Source organism: Streptomyces sp. NPDC050619, assembly GCF_040654815.1.
In the GTDB taxonomy this organism is placed as follows: Bacteria; Actinomycetota; Actinomycetes; order Streptomycetales; family Streptomycetaceae; genus Streptomyces.
Genome location: NZ_JBFAIR010000004.1, coordinates 79,264 through 97,021, shown reverse-complemented (window position 1 = coordinate 97,021; position 17,758 = coordinate 79,264). Strand labels below are relative to the sequence as shown.

Sequence of the window (17,758 nt, the reverse complement as noted above, 5' to 3'; positions counted from 1 at the left end):
GCTCTTTCAGCGAAACGTCACAGCACCTTGGACAGGAAGGCCTGCGTCCGCTCGTGCCGCGGGTTCGTCAGGACGTCCCGCGGGCTGCCGGACTCGACCACCGCACCGTCGTCCATGAAGACCAGGCTGTCGCCGACCTCGCGGGCGAAGCCCATCTCGTGGGTGACGACGATCATCGTCATGCCGGACTCGGCGAGGTCGCGCATGACGTCGAGGACGTCGCCGACCAGCTCCGGGTCGAGGGCCGAGGTCGGCTCGTCGAAGAGCATCAGCTTCGGGTCCATGGCGAGGGCCCGGGCGATCGCCACGCGCTGCTGCTGGCCGCCGGAGAGCTGCGAGGGATAGCTGCTCGCCTTGTCGGCCAGGCCGACCTGGTCGAGCAGTTGCTGCGCGCGCTCCCTCGCCTCGGCCCGGTTCTTGCCCCTGACCTGGGTCGGCGCCTCCATGACGTTGTCCATGGCCGTCATGTGCGGGAACAGGTTGAAGCGCTGGAAGACCATGCCGATGTCCCGCCGCTTCTGCGCGACCTCGGTGTCCTTGAGCTCGTACAGCTTGTCGCCCTTCTGGCGGTAGCCGACCAGCTCGCCGTCGACGTACAGGCGACCGGCGTTGATCTTCTCAAGATGGTTGATGCACCGGAGAAACGTGCTCTTGCCGGAGCCGGAGGGGCCGATGAGGCAGAAGACCTCGCCGGTCCTCACCTCCAGGTCTATGCCCTTGAGGACCTCGAGGAGACCGAAGGACTTGTGGACGCCCTCGGCCTTGACCATCGGGACGGTGGAGTGCCGCACGGGCTGGTCCGTCTCGCTCGTCTTGTCGGTCATGCGCGCACGCCTCCCTTCGCCCGGCCCAGCGACAGCAGGTTGGCCTTCACCTTCTGAAGCGGTGTCGGCGCCAGCTGGCGGCTGGAGCCGCGGGCGTAGTACCGCTCCAGATAGTACTGACCGACGCTGAACACCGAGGTCAGCAGCAGGTACCAGGCCGCCGCCAGGAACAGCATCTCGGCCGGGGCGCCGGAGGTCTGGCCGATGTCCTGGGCTACGCGGAGCAGCTCCGAGTACTGGACCACGGACACCAGCGAGGTCGTCTTCAGCATGTTGATGACCTCGTTGCCCGTGGGCGGCACGATCACGCGCATCGCCTGCGGGATCACGATGCGGCGCAAGGTCTTGTTGTGACTCATGCCCAGCGCGTGCGCCGCCTCGGTCTGGCCCTCGTCGACCGAGAGCAGGCCCGCGCGGCAGATCTCGGCCATGTACGCGGCCTCGTTCAGGCCCAGCCCCAGCAGCGCTGTCAGCAGCGGTGTCATGAAGCTCGACCAGTAGTCCTTGTAGATCGGACCGAGGTCGATGTAGGTGAAGACGAGGCCCAGGTTGAACCAGACGATGAGCTGGACCAGGACCGGGGTGCCGCGGAAGAACCAGATGTAGAACCAGGCGATGGACGAGGTCACCGGGTTCTTCGACAGGCGCATCACCGCGAGCACGATGCCGCCCACGATGCCGATCAGCATGGACAGGACGGTCAGCAGGAGCGTCTTGCCCACACCGCCGAGGATGCGGTCGTTGAAGAAGTAGTCGGGAATCGCGCCCCAGTTGATGTCGCCCTGGGAGAACGCGTAGACGATCGCGACGAGCAGCGCGATCGCGACGACGGCGGAGACGTACCGCCCGTAGTGCCGGACCGGGATGGCCTTGATGGCCTCCGGGCCGGCCGGCGGGGTGTCCGCCGGCCCGTCCGTCTTGTCTGTGTCAACAGTCACCGATGTTGCCTTTCAGTGGCCGCGGCCGTGCGGTCACTTGCCTCCGTTGATGGCGGCTTCCTTGACGGCGCCGTCCTCGGCGCCCCACTTCGTGAGGATCTTCTCGTACTCGCCGCTCTTGATGACGGCGTCCATCGCGGCCTTCAGGGCGTCCCGCAGCTGGGTCTGGTCCTTGGCGACCGCGATGCCGTACGGCGCCGCCTCGACCTGTTCGCCGACGAGCTGGAAGTCCTTGCCGCCGCCGGAGGTCTTCACGGCGTACGCGGCCACGGGGAAGTCGGAGGAGCCCGCGTCGGCGCCGCCCGCGCGCAGGCGGGTCTGGGCCTGCTGGTCGTTGTCGAAGGCCTCGATGGCGATGGTCTTGCCGCCGGTGCACTTCTTCGCCTCGGCCTTGGCGAGGTCCTCGGATACCGTGCCGCGCTGGAGGACGATCCTCTTGCCGCAGAGGTCGGACCAGGTCTTGATGCCCTGGTCGTCGCCCTTCTTGGTGTAGATCGAGACACCGGCGGTGAAGTAGTCCACGAAGTCGACGCCTTCACCGACCTTCTTGCCGGTGTCGGGGTCGACGCCCTCCTGGCGGTCCTTGGTGTCGGTCATCGCGGACATGGCGATGTCGTACCGCTTGGAGCGCAGACCCGTGATCAGGGTGTCGAACGTGCCGTTCTGGAAGTCGAACGTCACACCGAGCTGCTTGCCCATCGCGGCGGCGAGGTCCGGGTCGATACCGACCGTCTTGCCGGAGCTGTCCTTGAACTCGACGGGCGCGTAGGCGATGTCGGAGCCGACCTTGATAACGCCCTGGTCGCGGATCTCCTGCGGCAGCTTGTCGGCCAGCGGGGCCGCGGTCGTGGTGCTGCCCGAGTCCTCGTCCTTGGTCTGGTCACCGCATCCGGTGAGCAGCAGGGTGCCTGCGACCGCGATCGCACCGACCGCTGCTAGCCGGGAGTGCGCTGCGGTCGTACGACGGGTGGAGCGTGCGGTCATGGTGGGTTCCTCCGGCGGATGGGTGGAGTTGCCGATGGGGCGGGCAGTCCGCCGATGGGTTCGGCAGGTGCCATGGGGCTTGGGTCGACAAGAGCACACGTCTTCGAGTGTCGCGACCTCGTGTGATGACCGCATCTTGCCATTTGGACGAAGGCAATCAGGGACGCAGCCATGTCAAAATCAGATAACGGGCGACCCCCGAACCGCACCAGGTCGGTACATCCCGACCGCACCATCTGCGGGAATCTGTCCTTCCGGCCGGAAGATCTTCGGTGCGTGACGGGATCCGGGCGTCGGCTCCGTGCCTGGTCGAGGCCGGTTCAGTGGCGTGCGAGCGGTCGTCAAGGGGCGGTCCAGAACTTGGGCCGGATCTTGCGCCATGATCCATGTCACCTGCCCGGGCCTCGTCGTTTCCCGGCATGTGACCTTGCGCTATGGACTCGTCGCCGATGCCGTCCGTCCGGTAAGAAGGTTCTTTACACCCCTCATCCGGGGCTCAGGGCGCGTGTGCGGCGCGCCCGTCGCGTATGTGCCCGTACGTATCCCGTACGTGTCGGACCCGGGCCGTGCGCGGTGCCCGCCCACTTCTCAACCAGGAGTGGCCACCCTCAAACCATGCAGACCTAAGGGGTAGAACAAAGTGGCAGCGGAGATCGTCAATCCTCGCAGCGACAGCAGTACGGAGCAGGAGGCCGGGGCCGAGCCCCTCGACTCCTTCGATCCGGCGTTCGCGCTGCACCGCGGCGGCAAGATGGCCGTGCAGGCCACCGTGCCGGTCCGCGACAAGGACGACCTGTCCCTGGCGTACACACCTGGTGTGGCGAAGGTGTGCAGCGCCATCGCCGAGCAGCCGGACCTGGTCCACGACTACACATGGAAGTCGTCGGTCGTCGCCGTCGTGACGGACGGTACGGCCGTGCTCGGACTCGGGGACATCGGCCCCGAGGCCTCCCTCCCGGTGATGGAGGGCAAGGCGATCCTGTTCAAGCAGTTCGGCGGTGTGGACGCCGTCCCGATCGCCCTGAACTGCACGGATGTGGACGAGATCGTCGAGACCGTGGTGCGGTTCTCGCCGTCCTTCGGCGGGGTCAACCTGGAGGACATCTCGGCGCCGCGGTGCTTCGAGATCGAGCGGAAGCTCCAGGAGCGGCTGGACATTCCGGTCTTCCACGACGACCAGCACGGTACGGCGGTCGTGACGCTGGCGGCGCTGCGGAACGCGGCGAAGCTGACGGGCCGCGGGATCGGAGAGCTTCGGGCGGTCATCTCCGGGGCGGGCGCGGCCGGCGTCGCCATCGCGAAGATGCTGGTGGAGGCCGGGATCGGGGACGTCGCCGTCGCCGACCGCAAGGGCATCGTGTCCGGGGACCGGGACGACCTGACGTCCGTGAAGCGGGAGCTGGCCTCCTTCACGAACAAGGCCGGGATCACCGGATCGCTGGAGGCCGCTCTGGAGGGCGCCGACGTCTTCATCGGCGTTTCCGGCGGTACGGTGCCGGAGCCGGCGGTCGCCTCGATGGCGGAGGGTGCCTTCGTCTTCGCGATGGCCAACCCGAACCCCGAGGTGCACCCCGATGTCGCGCACAAGTACGCGGCGGTCGTGGCGACCGGGCGGTCGGACTTCCCGAACCAGATCAACAACGTGCTGGCGTTCCCGGGGATCTTCGCGGGGGCGCTGCAGGTGCGGGCCTCCCGGATCACCGAGGGGATGAAGCTGGCAGCGGCCGAGGCGCTGGCGTCGGTGGTCGGGGACGATCTCGCCGCGGACTATGTGATTCCGTCGCCGTTCGACGAGCGGGTGGCGCCTGCGGTGACGTCCGCGGTGGCTGCGGCTGCTCGGGCGGAGGGGGTTGCTCGGCGCTGAGGTGCCGTGCCTTTGGTGCCTTTGAATGGCTCCGTCCGTTTGGGCGGGGCCATTTTTTTACCCACCCGCCCGTCCGTTCGGGTGGCGTGGGGGCGTCTTGAGGCGGGGCTGGGGTGGTTCGGCGGGTGCGGGTGGGTGCGGGTGCGTTTGGTGCTTGGTGCCGGGCGGGGTACTTCAGCCCGTCCGGCGCTTGAGGGCGATGCCGTTCAGGCCGACAGCGGGGGTCTGGGGGCGGCGGCCCCCAGTAACGCCCGCACCAACACCGGGCGCCGGAAACGAAGAGGGTGAGTGTCACACGGCCCGACCGTTCCCCGCACCGCCGGCGGAGCCTATCGTCAAGGTCATGTTCGCTGTCTACGCCGCCCGAATCGACCGCGACCAGCCGCTTTCCGGCCTGGAGTTGGGGGAGCGTCCGGCTCCCGAGGCCCGTGCCGGCTGGAGTGTCGTCAACGTCAAGGCCGCTTCCCTCAACCACCACGACCTCTGGTCCCTGCGCGGCGTCGGCCTCGCGGAGGACAAACGGCCGATGATCCTCGGCTGCGACGCCGCAGGTATCGACGAGGACGGCAACGAGGTCGTCCTGCACTCCGTCATCGGCCGGACCGGCCACGGCGTCGGCCCGAAGGAGCCCCCCTCCATCCTCACCGAGCGCTACCAGGGGACGTTCGCCGAGCAGGTCACCGTGCCGACCTGGAATGTCCTGCCCAAGCCCAAGGAACTCTCCTTCGAGGAGGCCGCCTGTCTGCCCACGGCCTGGCTGACGGCGTACCGGATGCTCTTTACGAACGCCGGCGTCCGGCCCGGTGACTCCGTGCTCGTACAGGGCGCCGGCGGCGGTGTCGCCACGGCCGCCATCGTGCTCGGCAAGGCGGCGGGGCTGCGGGTCTTCGCGACCAGCCGGGACGAGGCCAAGCGGAAGCGGGCGGTGGAGCTGGGCGCTGTCGAGGCGGTGGAGTCGGGGGCGCGGCTGCCGCAGCGCGTCGACGCCGTGATCGAGACGGTTGGAGCCGCCACCTGGTCGCACTCGGTCAAGTCGCTGAAGCCCGGAGGCACGATCGTCATCTCCGGTGCCACCAGCGGCGACCGGCCCTCGCACGCCGAGCTGACCCGGATCTTCTTCCTGGAACTCAAGGTCGTGGGGTCGACGATGGGGACCAAGGACGAGTTGGAGGACCTGCTCTCCTTCTGCGCCGCCGCCGGCGTACGTCCCGTCATCGACGAGGTGCTCCCGCTCGACCGGGCCCGCGAGGGGTTCGAACGGATGGAGTCCGGGGGGCAGTTCGGAAAGATCGTCCTCACGAACGGTTAGCGGTCGGTCAACGGCTCTTTCTTCTTTCCCAACGGCCGGTCCGGTTTTCCGGGCCGGCCGTTGGTCGTGTCAACTGCGGTTGACAGGTCGGGTGTGTCAACGTAAGTTGACGCCATGACCGAAGCAACGGATCTTGCCGAGCGCGCGGGCGACCGCGACCCCCGGATCGGGCTGCGGGCCGTCGCCGCGCTGCGCAGGCTGGTGGAGCAGCTGGAGGCGGTGCAGGTGCGCAGTGCGCGCAATCAGGGCTGGTCGTGGCAGGAGATCGCCGCGGAACTCGGTGTGAGCAGGCAGGCCGTGCACAAGAAGTACGGGAGGCGTTGATGTTCGAGCGGTTCACGAAGGATGCCCGGGACGTGGTGCGAGGGGCGGTCGAGCATGCCGACCGGTCGGGGGCGCAGTCCGTCGGCGCGGACCACGTGCTGCTCGCCCTGCTGGACCGGGAGGCCTCTCGCGCCTCCTTCGGTCTGGCGGCGCTCGGACTCGCCGAGCGCAAGGAGTCGGTACGGCGGGCGCTGACCGAGGCGCGGCGGCGCGCCGGACTGTCCCAGGCCGAGGCCGACGCCCTGGCGGGGCTGGGGATCGACGTCTCGGAGATCGTCGCCCGGGTCGAGGAGGTGCACGGCGTCGGGGCGATGTCCGGCGACCGGCAGGACAAGGGCAGGCGCCCTGCCTCCGGACCCGCGCGGTTCGGGCGCCGCCCCTTCGGCCGGAGCGCGAAGGACACCCTGGAGAAGGCCCTGCGTATCGCTGTCGCCCGCCGTGACCGTCATATCGGCGACGAACACATCCTGCTGGCCCTCACCGCCCGCCCCGGCGTCCCCGCCGAGGTCCTCGCCGACCACGGCGTGACGTACGAGGGGCTGACGCGTGTGCTGTACGGCGAGGGAGAGGCCAAGGCGGGCTGAGGGGGGCGGTCCCTTGTCTGATGGGGCATCCTCGGCTGGCAGGGGGCAATCGGCTGGCAGGGGGCCATCGGCTGATGGGGAGCCCGGCTGACGCGGGGCCATCGCCTGATGGGGCGGCTCCGCGACGGGGTTCCCGTCGGCCGATGTGGTGCCACCGGCCGACGGGGAACCCCGGCCGACGCGGGGCCACCGGCCGATGGGGCACCTCGGCTGACGGGGGAGCCCCGGCTGACGCGGGGCCACCGGCCGACGGGGAACCCCGGCTGACGCGGGGCCACCGGCCGACGGGGCACCCCGGCTGACGCGGGGCCACCGGCCGACGGGGCACCCCGGCTGACGGGGGACCACCGGCCGACGGGGAACCCCGGCTGATGGGGAGCCCCCGGCCGATGTGGCGCCACCGGCCGACGGGAAGCCCCCGCCCCATACGGAGCAGCCCTGGCCGACGGGGAGCCAACCCCCGGCCCATCCGGAGCAGCCCCCAGCCGACAGGAACCCCGGTCCCGTCGCCCACCGACAGGGAATCCCGGCCCCGTCGCCCAATACCGACGGAAGCGCGCGGTTCAGGACTTTGGTGCTCGCAGCAGTGCCCCGATGTGTGCCGCTGCCGTCGAGAGGTGGCGGCGGGCGTCGCGGAGCTGGTCGGGGGTGATTCCGTGGTCCCGGGCGGCGTCGCGGATGTCGTCCCGGAAGCGGTCCAGGAGGCGGTCCAGGTCGCGGGCCGGTTCGCCGGTGGGGTCCTCATGGGCCCATGACGGTTCGTACTCGGCGGGGAAGTCCTCCGGGGTGTACGAGTAGTCAGGTGCCGGTGCCGTCTTCTCGGCGTTGCCGTGGCCACGGCCGCCGAAGCCGAAGTCCTTTCCGAACTCGCCGAACTCCTTGGCCAGTTCGGTCAGGCCCTCTCGCACACCCGTCGGCCAGTCGCCCCGTGCGAAGTGGTCCTGCACCTGGTCCTGGACGCGCCGGGCGATGCGCTGCATCTCCTCCTGAGCCTGTTCCCGGGCCCGATCCTGCGCCTCCTTGGCCTGGCGGCGGGCCCGCTGGGCCTCCTCGCGGGCTCGCCTGCTCTCGTCCTTGGCGCGCCGGGCCTGCTCCTTCCACTCCTGCTTGACGCGGCGCATCTCCTCCTTGGCGGCGCGCCACGACTCCTTGTCGCCGTACTCGCCGTAGTCCCCGAAGGGGCTGCCCTGTTCGCCGCCGGGCTTGGCGCCCGCGCCGGCGCCCGCGGACCCGGCCGCGGTCCCTCGTCGCGCCTCGGAGGCCGCGGCCCGCATCTCGCGTCGCAGGTCACCCGCGGCGCCGCGCACATCGGCACGGATCTCGGCGGCGAGCTCCGCCACCGACTCGCGGATCTCCAGCTCCAGGTCGGCCAGTTCGCCGCTGCGGTCGGCCAGTTCGGCGCGGCCCGCGTCCGTGATGGCGTACACCTTGCGGCCGCCCTCGGTGGTGTGGGTGACCAGACCCTCGGCCTCCAGCTTGGCCAGACGCGGATACACGGTGCCCGCGGACGGCGCGTACAGCCCCTGGAAGCGCTCCTCCAGGAGACGGATCACCTCGTAACCGTGGCGCGGGGCCTCGTCCAGCAGCTTCAGCAGGTAGAGGCGGAGGCGGCCGTGGGCGAAGACGGGGGCCATGTCAGAGCACCTTCTTGTCGGTCGGGCCGTCGGTCGTGCCGTCGGCCGGGGCGCCGGCCCCGGAATCGGCGGTCTCCGCACGCGTTGCGGAGGTCTCGTCGAGGTCCCACGCCTTGTCCTCGGCCTCGTTCTCGTCGTCCGCCCTGGGCGGACGACGCAGCAGGGCGATCGAACCGGAGACGGTCGTCGCCCGCAGCTTGCCGGTGCCCGCGCCGAGGCGGCCGGTGATCTTGTGAGCGCCCCACTGGCCGTGCACCCGAAGGCCGTCGAAGGCGTTGGAGATGGTGCCGCTCGCGGTGTTGGCCTCGACTTCGGCGTCGGCGGGCTGGGGCAGCCGGATGGCGATCTCGCCCGAGACGCTGGTCAGCCTGACGTCGGTGGGCCCCTCCGGATCGAGGTCGACGATCATGGAACCGCTGACCGAGTCGGCCCGCACGGAGGGGCCGGAGCCCGCGACGACGGTCAGGTCGCCGGAGACGGAGTTGAACCGGAGGTCGCCGGTGACGGCCTGGGCCTCCAGGTTCCCGGAGACCGTGTCGGCGCGCACCGGGCCGGAGAGCCCGACCAGTGTCGTGTCACCGGTGACGCCCTTCACCACGGACGGCCCGCGCATCCCGGAGACGACGGCACCGGCGCTGACCACGCCCACCTCGACGAGGGTCTCGGCCGGGACGGCCAGGGAGACGACGGCACTGCGCCGCCAGCCCTTCCGGTCGAGCCACTTGAGGAAGCCCTTCCATGGCAGGTCGTCGTACGCCACCGTGAGTGTGCCGCCCTCCTGGGTCACCATCAGGGGTGGCCCCTTGATCTCGGAAATCTCCAGGCGGGCGGAACCTTCGTCCGTGCCCACCACGTTCACCGTTCCGTCGACGATGCGTACGTGGAGGGCCGTGACGGGATTGTCGAACGTGAGCTTGCCGGGCTCCGTGACGGACCACTCGGGCATGGTGCAACCTCCCCGTCGCAACGCGCCATATCGCGTCTCCTCGTATTCACGATATATCGCGGAAACGGAAAGTCAAGACACTCGCGGCTGACGGCACCCAGAACCTCAGGAGCTCCAGCTCCAGCTCCAGCTCCTACTCCTCGTCCTCGTCCTCGTCGTCCAACCGCGCCAGCCACGTCGCCAGACGCTCCACCGGCACCTCGAAATCCGGGTTCAGATCGACGAAGGTCCGCAGCTGCTCGGCGAGCCACTCGAAGGTGACCTCCTCCTCGCCGCGCCGCTTCTCGAGTTCTTCGATGCCTCGGTCGGTGAAGTACAAGGGATGCTCCGCTGGGGGATAAGGGGTGGTATTCAGCAAGGCTAGCGGGCCGCGGCAGCACGAAGGCCCGGCCCCGCATGACGCGGGACCGGGCCTTCAGCGACGTACAGCGTTACTGGCCGAGGCCTGACGGCCTTAAGGCCTCACGCCTCGAACACCTCGCGCACCAGCTGCTCCTGCTCGGCCTGGTGCCGCTTCGCGGAACCCACCGCCGGGGAAGAGCCGTGCGGGCGCGAGATGCGCCGCAGGCGCTCGCCGTGGGGCACGTCCGCGCCGACCGCCAGGTCCAGGTGGTCGATCAGGTTGAGGGCGATGAACGGCCAGGCGCCCTGGTTGGCCGGCTCCTCCTGGGCCCACAGGTACTTCTCGACGTTCGGGTACTTGGCGATCTCGGCCTGGAGCTCGGCACCCGGGACCGGGTACAGGCGCTCGATGCGGATGATCGCCGTGTCCGTGACGCCGCGCTTCTTCCGCTCGGCGTCCAGGTCGTAGTAGACCTTGCCGGCGGTGAAGACGACCTTCTTGACGGCGGCCGGGTCGACCGACGCGTCGCCGATGACCGGGCGGAACTGGCCGTTGGTGAACTCCTCCGCCTTCGAGGCCGCCGCCTTGAGGCGCAGCATCGACTTCGGGGTGAAGACGATCAGCGGCTTGTGGTGCGGGTTGTGCACCTGCCAGCGCAGAAGGTGGAAGTAGTTCGACGGGAGCGTCGGCATCGCGACCGTCATGTTGTTCTGGGCGCACATCTGGAGGAAGCGCTCCGGGCGGGCCGAGGAGTGGTCCGGGCCCTGGCCCTCGTAGCCGTGCGGGAGGAGCAGCGTGACGCCGGACGTCTGGCCCCACTTCTGCTCCGCCGACGAGATGAACTCGTCCACGACCGTCTGCGCGCCGTTGACGAAGTCGCCGAACTGCGCCTCCCACATCACGAGCGCCTCGGGGCGGGCCAGCGAGTAGCCGTACTCGAAGCCCATCGCCGCGTACTCGGACAGCAGGGAGTTGTAGACGTTGTACCGGGCCTGGTCCTCCGCGAGGTACAGCAGCGGCGTGAACTCGTCGCCCGTGGCGCGGTCGATCAGTACCGCGTGGCGCTGGCCGAACGTGCCGCGCTGCGAGTCCTGGCCGGACAGCCGGACCGGGACGCCCTCCAGGAGGAGGGAGCCGACGGCGAGGGTCTCGCCCATGCCCCAGTCGATCGTGCCGTCCTCGACCATGGTCGCCCGGCGCTGCAACTGCGGCAGCAGACGCGGGTGGACGGTGATGTTGTCGGGGACGTTGACCTGGGACTCGGCGATCCGCTTGACGACCTCCGTGGAGATCGCGGTGCTCACGGAGACCGGGAACTCCGCCTGCGGGTCCGAGGGCTCCACCGAGGCGGGCTGCGAGGTGGCCTCGCGGACCTCCGTGAAGACCTTCTCCAGCTGGCCCTGGTAGTCCTGAAGGGCCTGCTCGGCCTCTTCCAGCGTGATGTCACCGCGACCGATCAGCGACTCGGTGTACAGCTTGCGCACCGAGCGCTTCTTGTCGATCAGGTCGTACATCAGCGGCTGGGTGAAGGCCGGGTTGTCCGACTCGTTGTGACCGCGGCGGCGGTAGCAGATCAGGTCGATCACGACGTCCTTGTTGAACGCCTGGCGGAACTCGAAGGCCAGGCGGGCCACGCGGACCACGGCCTCCGGGTCGTCGCCGTTCACGTGGAAGATCGGCGCCTCGATCATGCGGGCCACGTCCGTGGCGTACATGGAGGAGCGGGCCGACTCCGGCGCGGCGGTGAAGCCGACCTGGTTGTTGATGACGATGTGAACCGTGCCGCCGGTGCGGTAACCGCGCAGCTGCGACATGTTCAGGGTCTCCGCGACCACGCCCTGGCCCGCGAAGGCCGCGTCGCCGTGGAGGGCCACCGGCAGGACCGTGAAGTCCGTACCGCCCTTGTTGATGATGTCCTGCTTGGCGCGGGCGATGCCCTCCAGGACCGGGTCGACCGCCTCCAGGTGGGAGGGGTTCGCGGCCAGGGAGACCTTGATCTGCTCGCCGTCGAGACCGGTGAAGGTGCCCTCGGCGCCCAGGTGGTACTTCACGTCGCCGGAGCCGTGCATCGACTTCGGGTCGAGGTTGCCCTCGAACTCGCGGAAGATCTGGGCGTACGACTTGCCGACGATGTTGGCGAGAACGTTCAGCCGGCCGCGGTGGGCCATGCCGATGACGACCTCGTCCAGGCGGGACTCGGCGGCCGAGTCGATGACCGCGTCGAGCAGCGGGATGACGGACTCGCCGCCCTCCAGGGAGAAGCGCTTCTGGCCGACGTACTTGGTCTGGAGGAAGGTCTCGAAGGCCTCCGCCGCGTTCAGCCGGCGCAGGATCCGCAGCTGCTCCTCGCGCTCCGGCTTGGTGTGCGAGCGCTCGATGCGGTCCTGGATCCACTTGCGCTGCTTGGGGTCCTGGATGTGCATGAACTCGACGCCGGTGGTGCGGCAGTAGGAGTCACGCAGCACGCCGAGGATGTCGCGCAGCTTCATCATCGACTTGCCGGCGAAGCCGCCGACCGCGAACTCGCGCTCCAGGTCCCACAGGGTGAGCCCGTGCTCGGTGATGTCCAGGTCGGGGTGCTTGCGCTGGCGGTACTCCAGCGGGTCGGTGTCGGCCATGACATGGCCGCGGACCCGGTAGGAGTGGATCAGCTCGAAGACGCGGGCGGCCTTGGTGACGTCGTCGTCGTGCGAGGCGTCGATGTCCTTGAGCCAGCGGACCGGCTCGTAGGGGATGCGCAGCGCCTCGAAGATCTCGTCGTAGAAGCCGTTCTCGCCGAGGAGGAGGTTCGCGACGATGCGGAGGAACTCGCCCGAGGCGGCGCCCTGGATGACCCGGTGGTCGTACGTCGACGTCAGGGTCATGACCTTGGAGATGCCCAGCTTGTTGAGCGTGTCCTGGGACGTGCCCTGGAACTCCGCCGGGTAGTCCATCGAGCCGACGCCCATGATGACCGACTGGCCGGGCATCAGACGCGGCACCGAGTGGACGGTGCCGAGGCCGCCGGGGTTGGTCAGCGACACGGTCACGCCGGTGAAGTCGTCCATCGTCAGCTTGCCGTCACGGGCGCGGCGGACGATGTCCTCGTAGGCCTGCCAGAACTCGAAGAAGTTCAGCGTCTCGGCCTTCTTGATGCCCGCGACGACCAGCTGGCGGTCACCGTTGGGCTTCACCAGGTCGATGGCGAGGCCGAAGTTGATGTGCGCGGGCTTGACCAGGGTCGGCTTGCCGTCCTTCTCCGCGAAGGAGTGGTTCATCGACGGCATGGCCTTGATGGCCTGCACCATCGCGTACCCGATGAGGTGCGTGAAGGAGATCTTCCCGCCCCGGGCCCGCTTGAGGTGGTTGTTGATGACGATGCGGTTGTCGAAGAGCAGCTTCACCGGGACCGCGCGCACGGACGTGGCCGTGGGGACCTCGACGGAAGCGTTCATGTTCTTCGCGACCGCGGCGGCGGGGCCGCGCAGCGTCACGAACTCCGGACCCTCGGGAGCCGCGGGGGCCGCGGCGGCGGGCTCGGCCTTGGGCTTCGCGGCGGCGGGCTTCGCCGGAGCCGGAGCGGAAGCCGGAGCCGCGGCCTTGGCCGGGGCAGCGGCCTGAGCCGGCGCGGCGGCCCGCGCGGGCGCCGGAGCGGCGGCCGCGGGCTGCGGGGCGGCGGGTGCCGGGGCGGCCTGGGCCGGTGGAGCAGCGGGTGCGGGCCGGGCGGTGGTGGTCCCTGCGGCCCCCGCGGCCGCAGTACCCGACGGGGCCGAGGCGGCGGGCGCCCCCGGCTTGTAGTCGGCGAAGAAGTCCCACCAGGCTCGGTCTACCGAATTCGGGTCCTGGAGGTACTGCTGATAGATCTCATCGACGAGCCACTCATTGGGTCCGAACGCCGCAGCGGGGTTCTTGCCCGCTTGGTCTGCGTCGGTCGAGATGCTCGAGTTACTGGGGGACTGTGGCGACACGGCGGCAACCGCCCTCTTCCGCTTCACAAGGTGATGGACAGCGGGAATAAAGGCTACGCCTCCCAGGCGGTGAAGGTCAGGTCGGGCCCGTTCATCGTCGTGTAAGTCACATCGAAGAGCGGGTTTCGGGGCTGGAAATGGCGGGAAACAAGCCAGGTTCCCCTGTCCAAGGGATGAGCGGGCCAGGCCCAGGCGCGACGAAGGCGCGGGCCTCTGCCTGATCACACGTGTCCGTCAGCACGGACGCCCGTGGATCTTGTGGCTCCACTTCGAACTTTACGTCAACTTGGCAAAGATGGAAGTCCCGGAAGGGTGACAAGGATCCGGCAACCCCGCTCGGATTCGGCCACCCCGATCCGACCGCCGTGCAGATCCACCGCCCAGCGGGCGATCGCCAGCCCCAGACCCGTACCGCCGTCGCTGCCGGGGCCGTGCGGCCGGTTGACGCTGCCACGGTTGAACCGCTCGAAGACGCGGTGCCACTCCGACCTGGGGATGCCGGGTCCCTCGTCCAGCACCTCCAGCTCGAGGGACTCGGGGGCCGGGCCGCGCCGCGCCTTGACCGTGACCCGGCCGTGCGGCGGGCTGTGCTTGACGGCGTTGTCGATGAGATTGGCCACGACCTGGTGGATCCGCTCCGGGTCCGCGTGCGCGGCCAGCTCCGGCGGGGTCACGTCGAGGTGCAGATGCACGTCCGTACGCGTGTGGCTGCCGGAGCCGGAGGCGATGCCCGCGCGCGCGGAGGCGACCATGTTGGCCTCCTTCAGCACGCCCGACAGATACGGCCACACCTCGAAACGGCGCTTCTTCAGCGGTACGACGCCGTTGTCGAGGCGGGAGAGGTCCAGCAGCGTCTCGACCAGGCGACCGAGCCGCTCCGTCTGTTTCAGGGCCGTGCGCATCGTCTCGGGGTCGGCCTCCGTGACGCCGTCGACGATGTTCTCCAGCACGGCCCGCAGGCCCGCGATGGGTGTGCGCAACTCGTGCGAGACATTCGCCACGAGCTCCTTGCGCTGCTGTTCCTGGGCCTCCAGGTCGTCCGCCATGCGGTTGATCGTCTGGGCCAGGTCGCCCAGCTCGTCCCGGCGGTGTTCGCGCACCCGGCGCGTGTAGTCGCCGTGCGAGATGGCCCGGGCCACCGCGTTCATGTCGTCCAGCGGCGCGGTGAGCGAGTGCGCCACGAACTGCGTGATCAGCAGGGTGGCGATCATCGAGAAGACCGTGATGAAGCGCAGCTCCGTCTTGGTCTGCACCGCGATCATCGAAAGCCCGGTGGTGATCAGCACCGAAGTGACGACCAGCGCACCCAGCTTCGTCTTGATCGAGAACGGGCGTACGCCGCCCCAGGGGTCCCCGGGGCCTCTCCGACCGGCCGGCCCGTCGCTCATGGCGTCGGCGTCTCCAGGGCGTAGCCCACGCCGTGCACCGTGCGGATCCGCTCGGCGCCGATCTTCCGCCGCAGCGCCTTGATGTGGCTGTCGACCGTGCGGGTGCCGGAGGCGTCCGCCCAGTCCCACACCTCGGCCAGCAGCTGCTCACGGGAGAGCACCGCGCGCGGGGTGTTCGCCAGGCAGACCAGGAGGTCGAACTCCGTCGGCGTCAGATGGACGTCCTCGGAGCGCACCCGCACCCGGCGCTGCGCGTGGTCGATCTCCAGCTCGCCGAGCCGCAGGATGCCGCTGCGCGGTGTCGCGGCGGCCAGCGCGGCCCGCTCGACGCGGCGCAGCAGGACGTGCACCCGCGCGGCCAGCTCCCGCATCGAGAACGGCTTGGTCATGTAGTCGTCGGCGCCGACCCCGAGCCCGACCAGCATGTCGGTCTCGTCGTCGCGCGCGGTGAGCATGAGGACCGGCACCGGACGGGCGGCCTGCACGCGCCGGCAGACCTCCAGACCGTCGAAGCCGGGCAGCATGATGTCGAGGATCAGCAGATCGGGCTGCCAGGCCTCGGCCGTGTCCACGGCGGACGGACCGTCCACCGCCGTTTGCACGAGGAATCCCTCGGCGCGCAGGCGGGTCGCGATGGCGTCCACGATCGTCGGATCGTCTTCGACGACCAGGACCCGGCGCTGTGCGCCCGGGGTAGCCGCCGTGCCGTTGTGGGAGGTGTGTGTCTGCTCCATCGCCCGCCCCTGAGGTGTGCTTTCCGGAACCATGTGGGGTGATCCCTTGTCCGCGCATGACTGCGCTTGACGCTTGAATGATCGGCGTCAGGTGAGCAGAGTACGGGGAGTCACCGCGCCTTTGCTATCCAGGTCGGACGGCGAGGTGTACGACGTCGGGAACTCCCCGGGCAACCGGGATCTCTTCGGTACGCACCCGCTGGAAACCGGCATTCCATAAGGTTCCCTCGAATTCCGGTGAGGGTTGGGCCGACCATACCGCCAGTACCCCTCCTGGCCTCAACACCCTTGCGCAGCTTGCCAATCCGGCCGATGTGTACAGGCTGTGATTGCCTTCGGTGACCGTCCAGTCGGGCCCGTTGTCGATGTCCAGGCACAGAGCGTCGAACGTGTCGGATGTCTCATTGACGTATGCGACTACATCGGTTTTCAGAATTTCGGTGCGTGGGTCGGCCAAGGCGCGTGCGGAGAGCGCGGAGAGGGGTCCGTCGCGATGCCAGTCGATGATGGCGCTCTCGCGCTCGACGACCGTGATCCGGCCCCAGCGGGGATTCCGAGCGGCATGCGCGAGCGAGAAACCGACCCCGAGACCGCCGATGAGCACGCTCGGCCGGGCCTGTGTGCCACGGGCGTCCAGCGCGGCGAGCGCCGCGTCGACGAGCCGCCGTTCCGAGCGGCCGTCGGAGGTGTCCATCAGGAAGCAGCCGTTGGCGATGATCTGCAGAAACGCGCCGTGGCGGCGCAGCACCACCTCGCCGTGGGGGCCCTCACGACGGTCCAGGACTTCGGGGGGTTCCGGGGTGTCGTACGCGGTGAACATCGCTCCATCTTGGCAGTTTCGCGTTGTGCCGGGCCGAACTTGGAAGTTGTTGTGAATGCCGGCTTCCGTGGCGTCCGTCATAGACAGCGCCGCGGGGGGCACGAAGGGTGGGAGCACAACGGAAGGAGCGCCCCACGTGGAACGAACTGCGCCGGCCGACACGACGGCGTCTTCCGCCGGGCCGCCCCCTCCGCCGTACGACGTGCCGTACGACGCGTGTCTGCCCGCCGTCTCCGGGCTGTTGGAGGCGATCCCGTGCCAGCGGGGGCCGGCGGCCGCGTCCGCGCCGGCCGGCCGGCGCCGCTCCCTCCGCCCCTGGCGCCTGCTGCCCACCCCCACGGGAACGCCGTTCACCTTCGGCTACACCGCCGTGCTCGCCCTCACCGCACTGGTCACCGACCACGCCGACCCCGCGCTCGTGCACACCCTGCACCAGGCCTCCAGCACGGATGTGGCGCACCTCGTGCAGACGCCCGTACTGGTGCTGCTGGCCAGCGCGTTGTGGATCGCGGGCGGGATGCTCTCACCGTTCGCGATCGGCTTCGTGTTCGTGCTCACCGCGCTGGAGCGGAGGACCGGCGGGGCGCGCACGGCCTGCGTCTTCCTGCTCGGGCACGTCCTCGCCACTCTCGCGACCGAGGTCCCGGTGGGGCTCGGGGTGTTGGTCGGTCACCTGCCCGACAGCTCGCTGCACCGACTCGACTACGGCGTCAGCTTCGGCGTCGCGGCCTGCGTGGGCGCACTGGCCGGGCTGCTCACCCCGTGGCTGCGCTGGCCGCTGCTGGCGGTTTTCGGCGGCATGCTGGTCCTTGACCTGCTCGCTTTCACGGACCCGATGACGAGCTACGGCCACCTGATCTCGCTGGGGATCGGTGTCGCGACCTGGCCCGCGGTGCGGCGGTGGCGTGCGGAACGGTGGCCCGACGATGAGGGATCGAGTGGGGATCAGCTCCCGCCTGCCGCCGCGAGCCCGCGCGCCAGTTCCGGGACACCGAGCCGGTGTTCGCGGGCGGGGTCGGCGCCGTGGAGCAGGTTCACCAGCTGGTACGGGTCGTCCCGCAGGTCGTAGTACTCGCGGAAGAGGACCTCGGCGGTGGCCTTGCCCGCTCGGGCTGCTCC

Annotated in this window: 15 protein-coding genes; 5 read left to right on the top strand and 10 right to left on the bottom strand. The window is 69.6% G+C overall.

What is annotated here, in order from left to right:
* Nucleotides 1-17: 17 nt before the first annotated feature.
* Genes AB0I77_RS08755 through AB0I77_RS08745 form a run of 3 tightly spaced genes read right to left on the bottom strand, consistent with a single transcriptional unit; the run spans nucleotide 18 to nucleotide 2,746 of the window.
* Nucleotides 18-770, bottom strand: coding sequence for an amino acid ABC transporter ATP-binding protein (locus AB0I77_RS08755; protein ID WP_363282062.1), 753 nt, complete (start codon nucleotides 768-770; stop codon nucleotides 18-20).
* Nucleotides 771-820: 50 nt separating this feature from the next.
* On the bottom strand, nucleotides 821-1,762 hold the full coding sequence (locus AB0I77_RS08750) for an amino acid ABC transporter permease (protein ID WP_363281682.1): 942 nt from the start codon (nucleotides 1,760-1,762) through the stop codon (nucleotides 821-823).
* A 33-nt stretch (nucleotides 1,763-1,795) separates the two neighbouring features.
* Nucleotides 1,796-2,746, bottom strand: coding sequence for an ABC transporter substrate-binding protein (locus tag AB0I77_RS08745; RefSeq protein ID WP_363281681.1), 951 nt, complete (start codon nucleotides 2,744-2,746; stop codon nucleotides 1,796-1,798).
* A 640-nt stretch (nucleotides 2,747-3,386) separates the two neighbouring features.
* Here AB0I77_RS08745 and AB0I77_RS08740 point away from each other — a divergent pair.
* The 4 genes from AB0I77_RS08740 (at nucleotide 3,387) to AB0I77_RS08725 (ending at nucleotide 6,827) form a co-directional block, all read left to right on the top strand.
* A complete protein-coding gene (locus tag AB0I77_RS08740; RefSeq protein WP_363281680.1) occupies nucleotides 3,387-4,610 on the top strand; it encodes an NADP-dependent malic enzyme in 1,224 nt (407 codons plus the stop codon).
* 343 nt (nucleotides 4,611-4,953) lie between these two features.
* On the top strand, nucleotides 4,954-5,919 hold the full coding sequence (locus AB0I77_RS08735; protein WP_363281679.1) for a zinc-binding dehydrogenase: 966 nt from the start codon (nucleotides 4,954-4,956) through the stop codon (nucleotides 5,917-5,919).
* A 114-nt stretch (nucleotides 5,920-6,033) separates the two neighbouring features.
* Nucleotides 6,034-6,243: a helix-turn-helix domain-containing protein gene (locus AB0I77_RS08730; RefSeq protein ID WP_363281678.1), complete on the top strand. Its 210-nt coding sequence runs from the start codon at nucleotides 6,034-6,036 to the stop codon at nucleotides 6,241-6,243.
* Nucleotides 6,243-6,827: a Clp protease N-terminal domain-containing protein gene (locus AB0I77_RS08725; RefSeq protein WP_363281677.1), complete on the top strand. Its 585-nt coding sequence runs from the start codon at nucleotides 6,243-6,245 to the stop codon at nucleotides 6,825-6,827. The genes AB0I77_RS08730 and AB0I77_RS08725 overlap by 1 nt, the downstream gene beginning before the upstream one ends.
* Before the next feature lie 563 nt (nucleotides 6,828-7,390).
* Here AB0I77_RS08725 and AB0I77_RS08720 read toward each other — a convergent pair.
* The 7 genes from AB0I77_RS08720 to AB0I77_RS08690 all read right to left on the bottom strand — a co-directional run bounded on the left by AB0I77_RS08720 (nucleotide 7,391) and on the right by AB0I77_RS08690 (nucleotide 16,639).
* Nucleotides 7,391-8,461, bottom strand: coding sequence for a helix-turn-helix transcriptional regulator (locus AB0I77_RS08720; RefSeq protein WP_363281676.1), 1,071 nt, complete (start codon nucleotides 8,459-8,461; stop codon nucleotides 7,391-7,393).
* Between the two features lies 1 nt (nucleotide 8,462).
* Nucleotides 8,463-9,407, bottom strand: coding sequence for a hypothetical protein (locus AB0I77_RS08715; protein WP_363281675.1), 945 nt, complete (start codon nucleotides 9,405-9,407; stop codon nucleotides 8,463-8,465).
* 133 nt (nucleotides 9,408-9,540) lie between these two features.
* On the bottom strand, nucleotides 9,541-9,726 hold the full coding sequence (locus AB0I77_RS08710; protein WP_030190019.1) for a DUF6104 family protein: 186 nt from the start codon (nucleotides 9,724-9,726) through the stop codon (nucleotides 9,541-9,543).
* 143 nt (nucleotides 9,727-9,869) lie between these two features.
* Complete coding sequence (locus AB0I77_RS08705) at nucleotides 9,870-13,697, bottom strand: multifunctional oxoglutarate decarboxylase/oxoglutarate dehydrogenase thiamine pyrophosphate-binding subunit/dihydrolipoyllysine-residue succinyltransferase subunit (RefSeq protein ID WP_363281674.1); 3,828 nt, start codon at nucleotides 13,695-13,697, stop codon at nucleotides 9,870-9,872.
* Between the two features lie 281 nt (nucleotides 13,698-13,978).
* The gene (locus AB0I77_RS08700; protein WP_363281673.1) at nucleotides 13,979-15,085 is read right to left on the bottom strand and encodes an ATP-binding protein; all 1,107 of its coding nucleotides are present in this window, start codon (nucleotides 15,083-15,085) and stop codon (nucleotides 13,979-13,981) included.
* Entirely contained in the window at nucleotides 15,082-15,819 is a 738-nt protein-coding gene (locus AB0I77_RS08695; RefSeq protein WP_280891693.1) for a response regulator transcription factor, read from the bottom strand. Before AB0I77_RS08695 ends, AB0I77_RS08700 begins: the two co-directional genes overlap by 4 nt.
* A gap of 124 nt (nucleotides 15,820-15,943) precedes the next feature.
* On the bottom strand, nucleotides 15,944-16,639 hold the full coding sequence (locus AB0I77_RS08690; RefSeq protein WP_363281672.1) for a spermidine synthase: 696 nt from the start codon (nucleotides 16,637-16,639) through the stop codon (nucleotides 15,944-15,946).
* A 250-nt stretch (nucleotides 16,640-16,889) separates the two neighbouring features.
* Between AB0I77_RS08690 and AB0I77_RS08685 the strand changes: the two genes are divergently transcribed.
* The gene (locus AB0I77_RS08685; RefSeq protein WP_363282061.1) at nucleotides 16,890-17,708 is read left to right on the top strand and encodes a rhomboid-like protein; all 819 of its coding nucleotides are present in this window, start codon (nucleotides 16,890-16,892) and stop codon (nucleotides 17,706-17,708) included.
* Nucleotides 17,709-17,758: the final 50 nt, after the last annotated feature.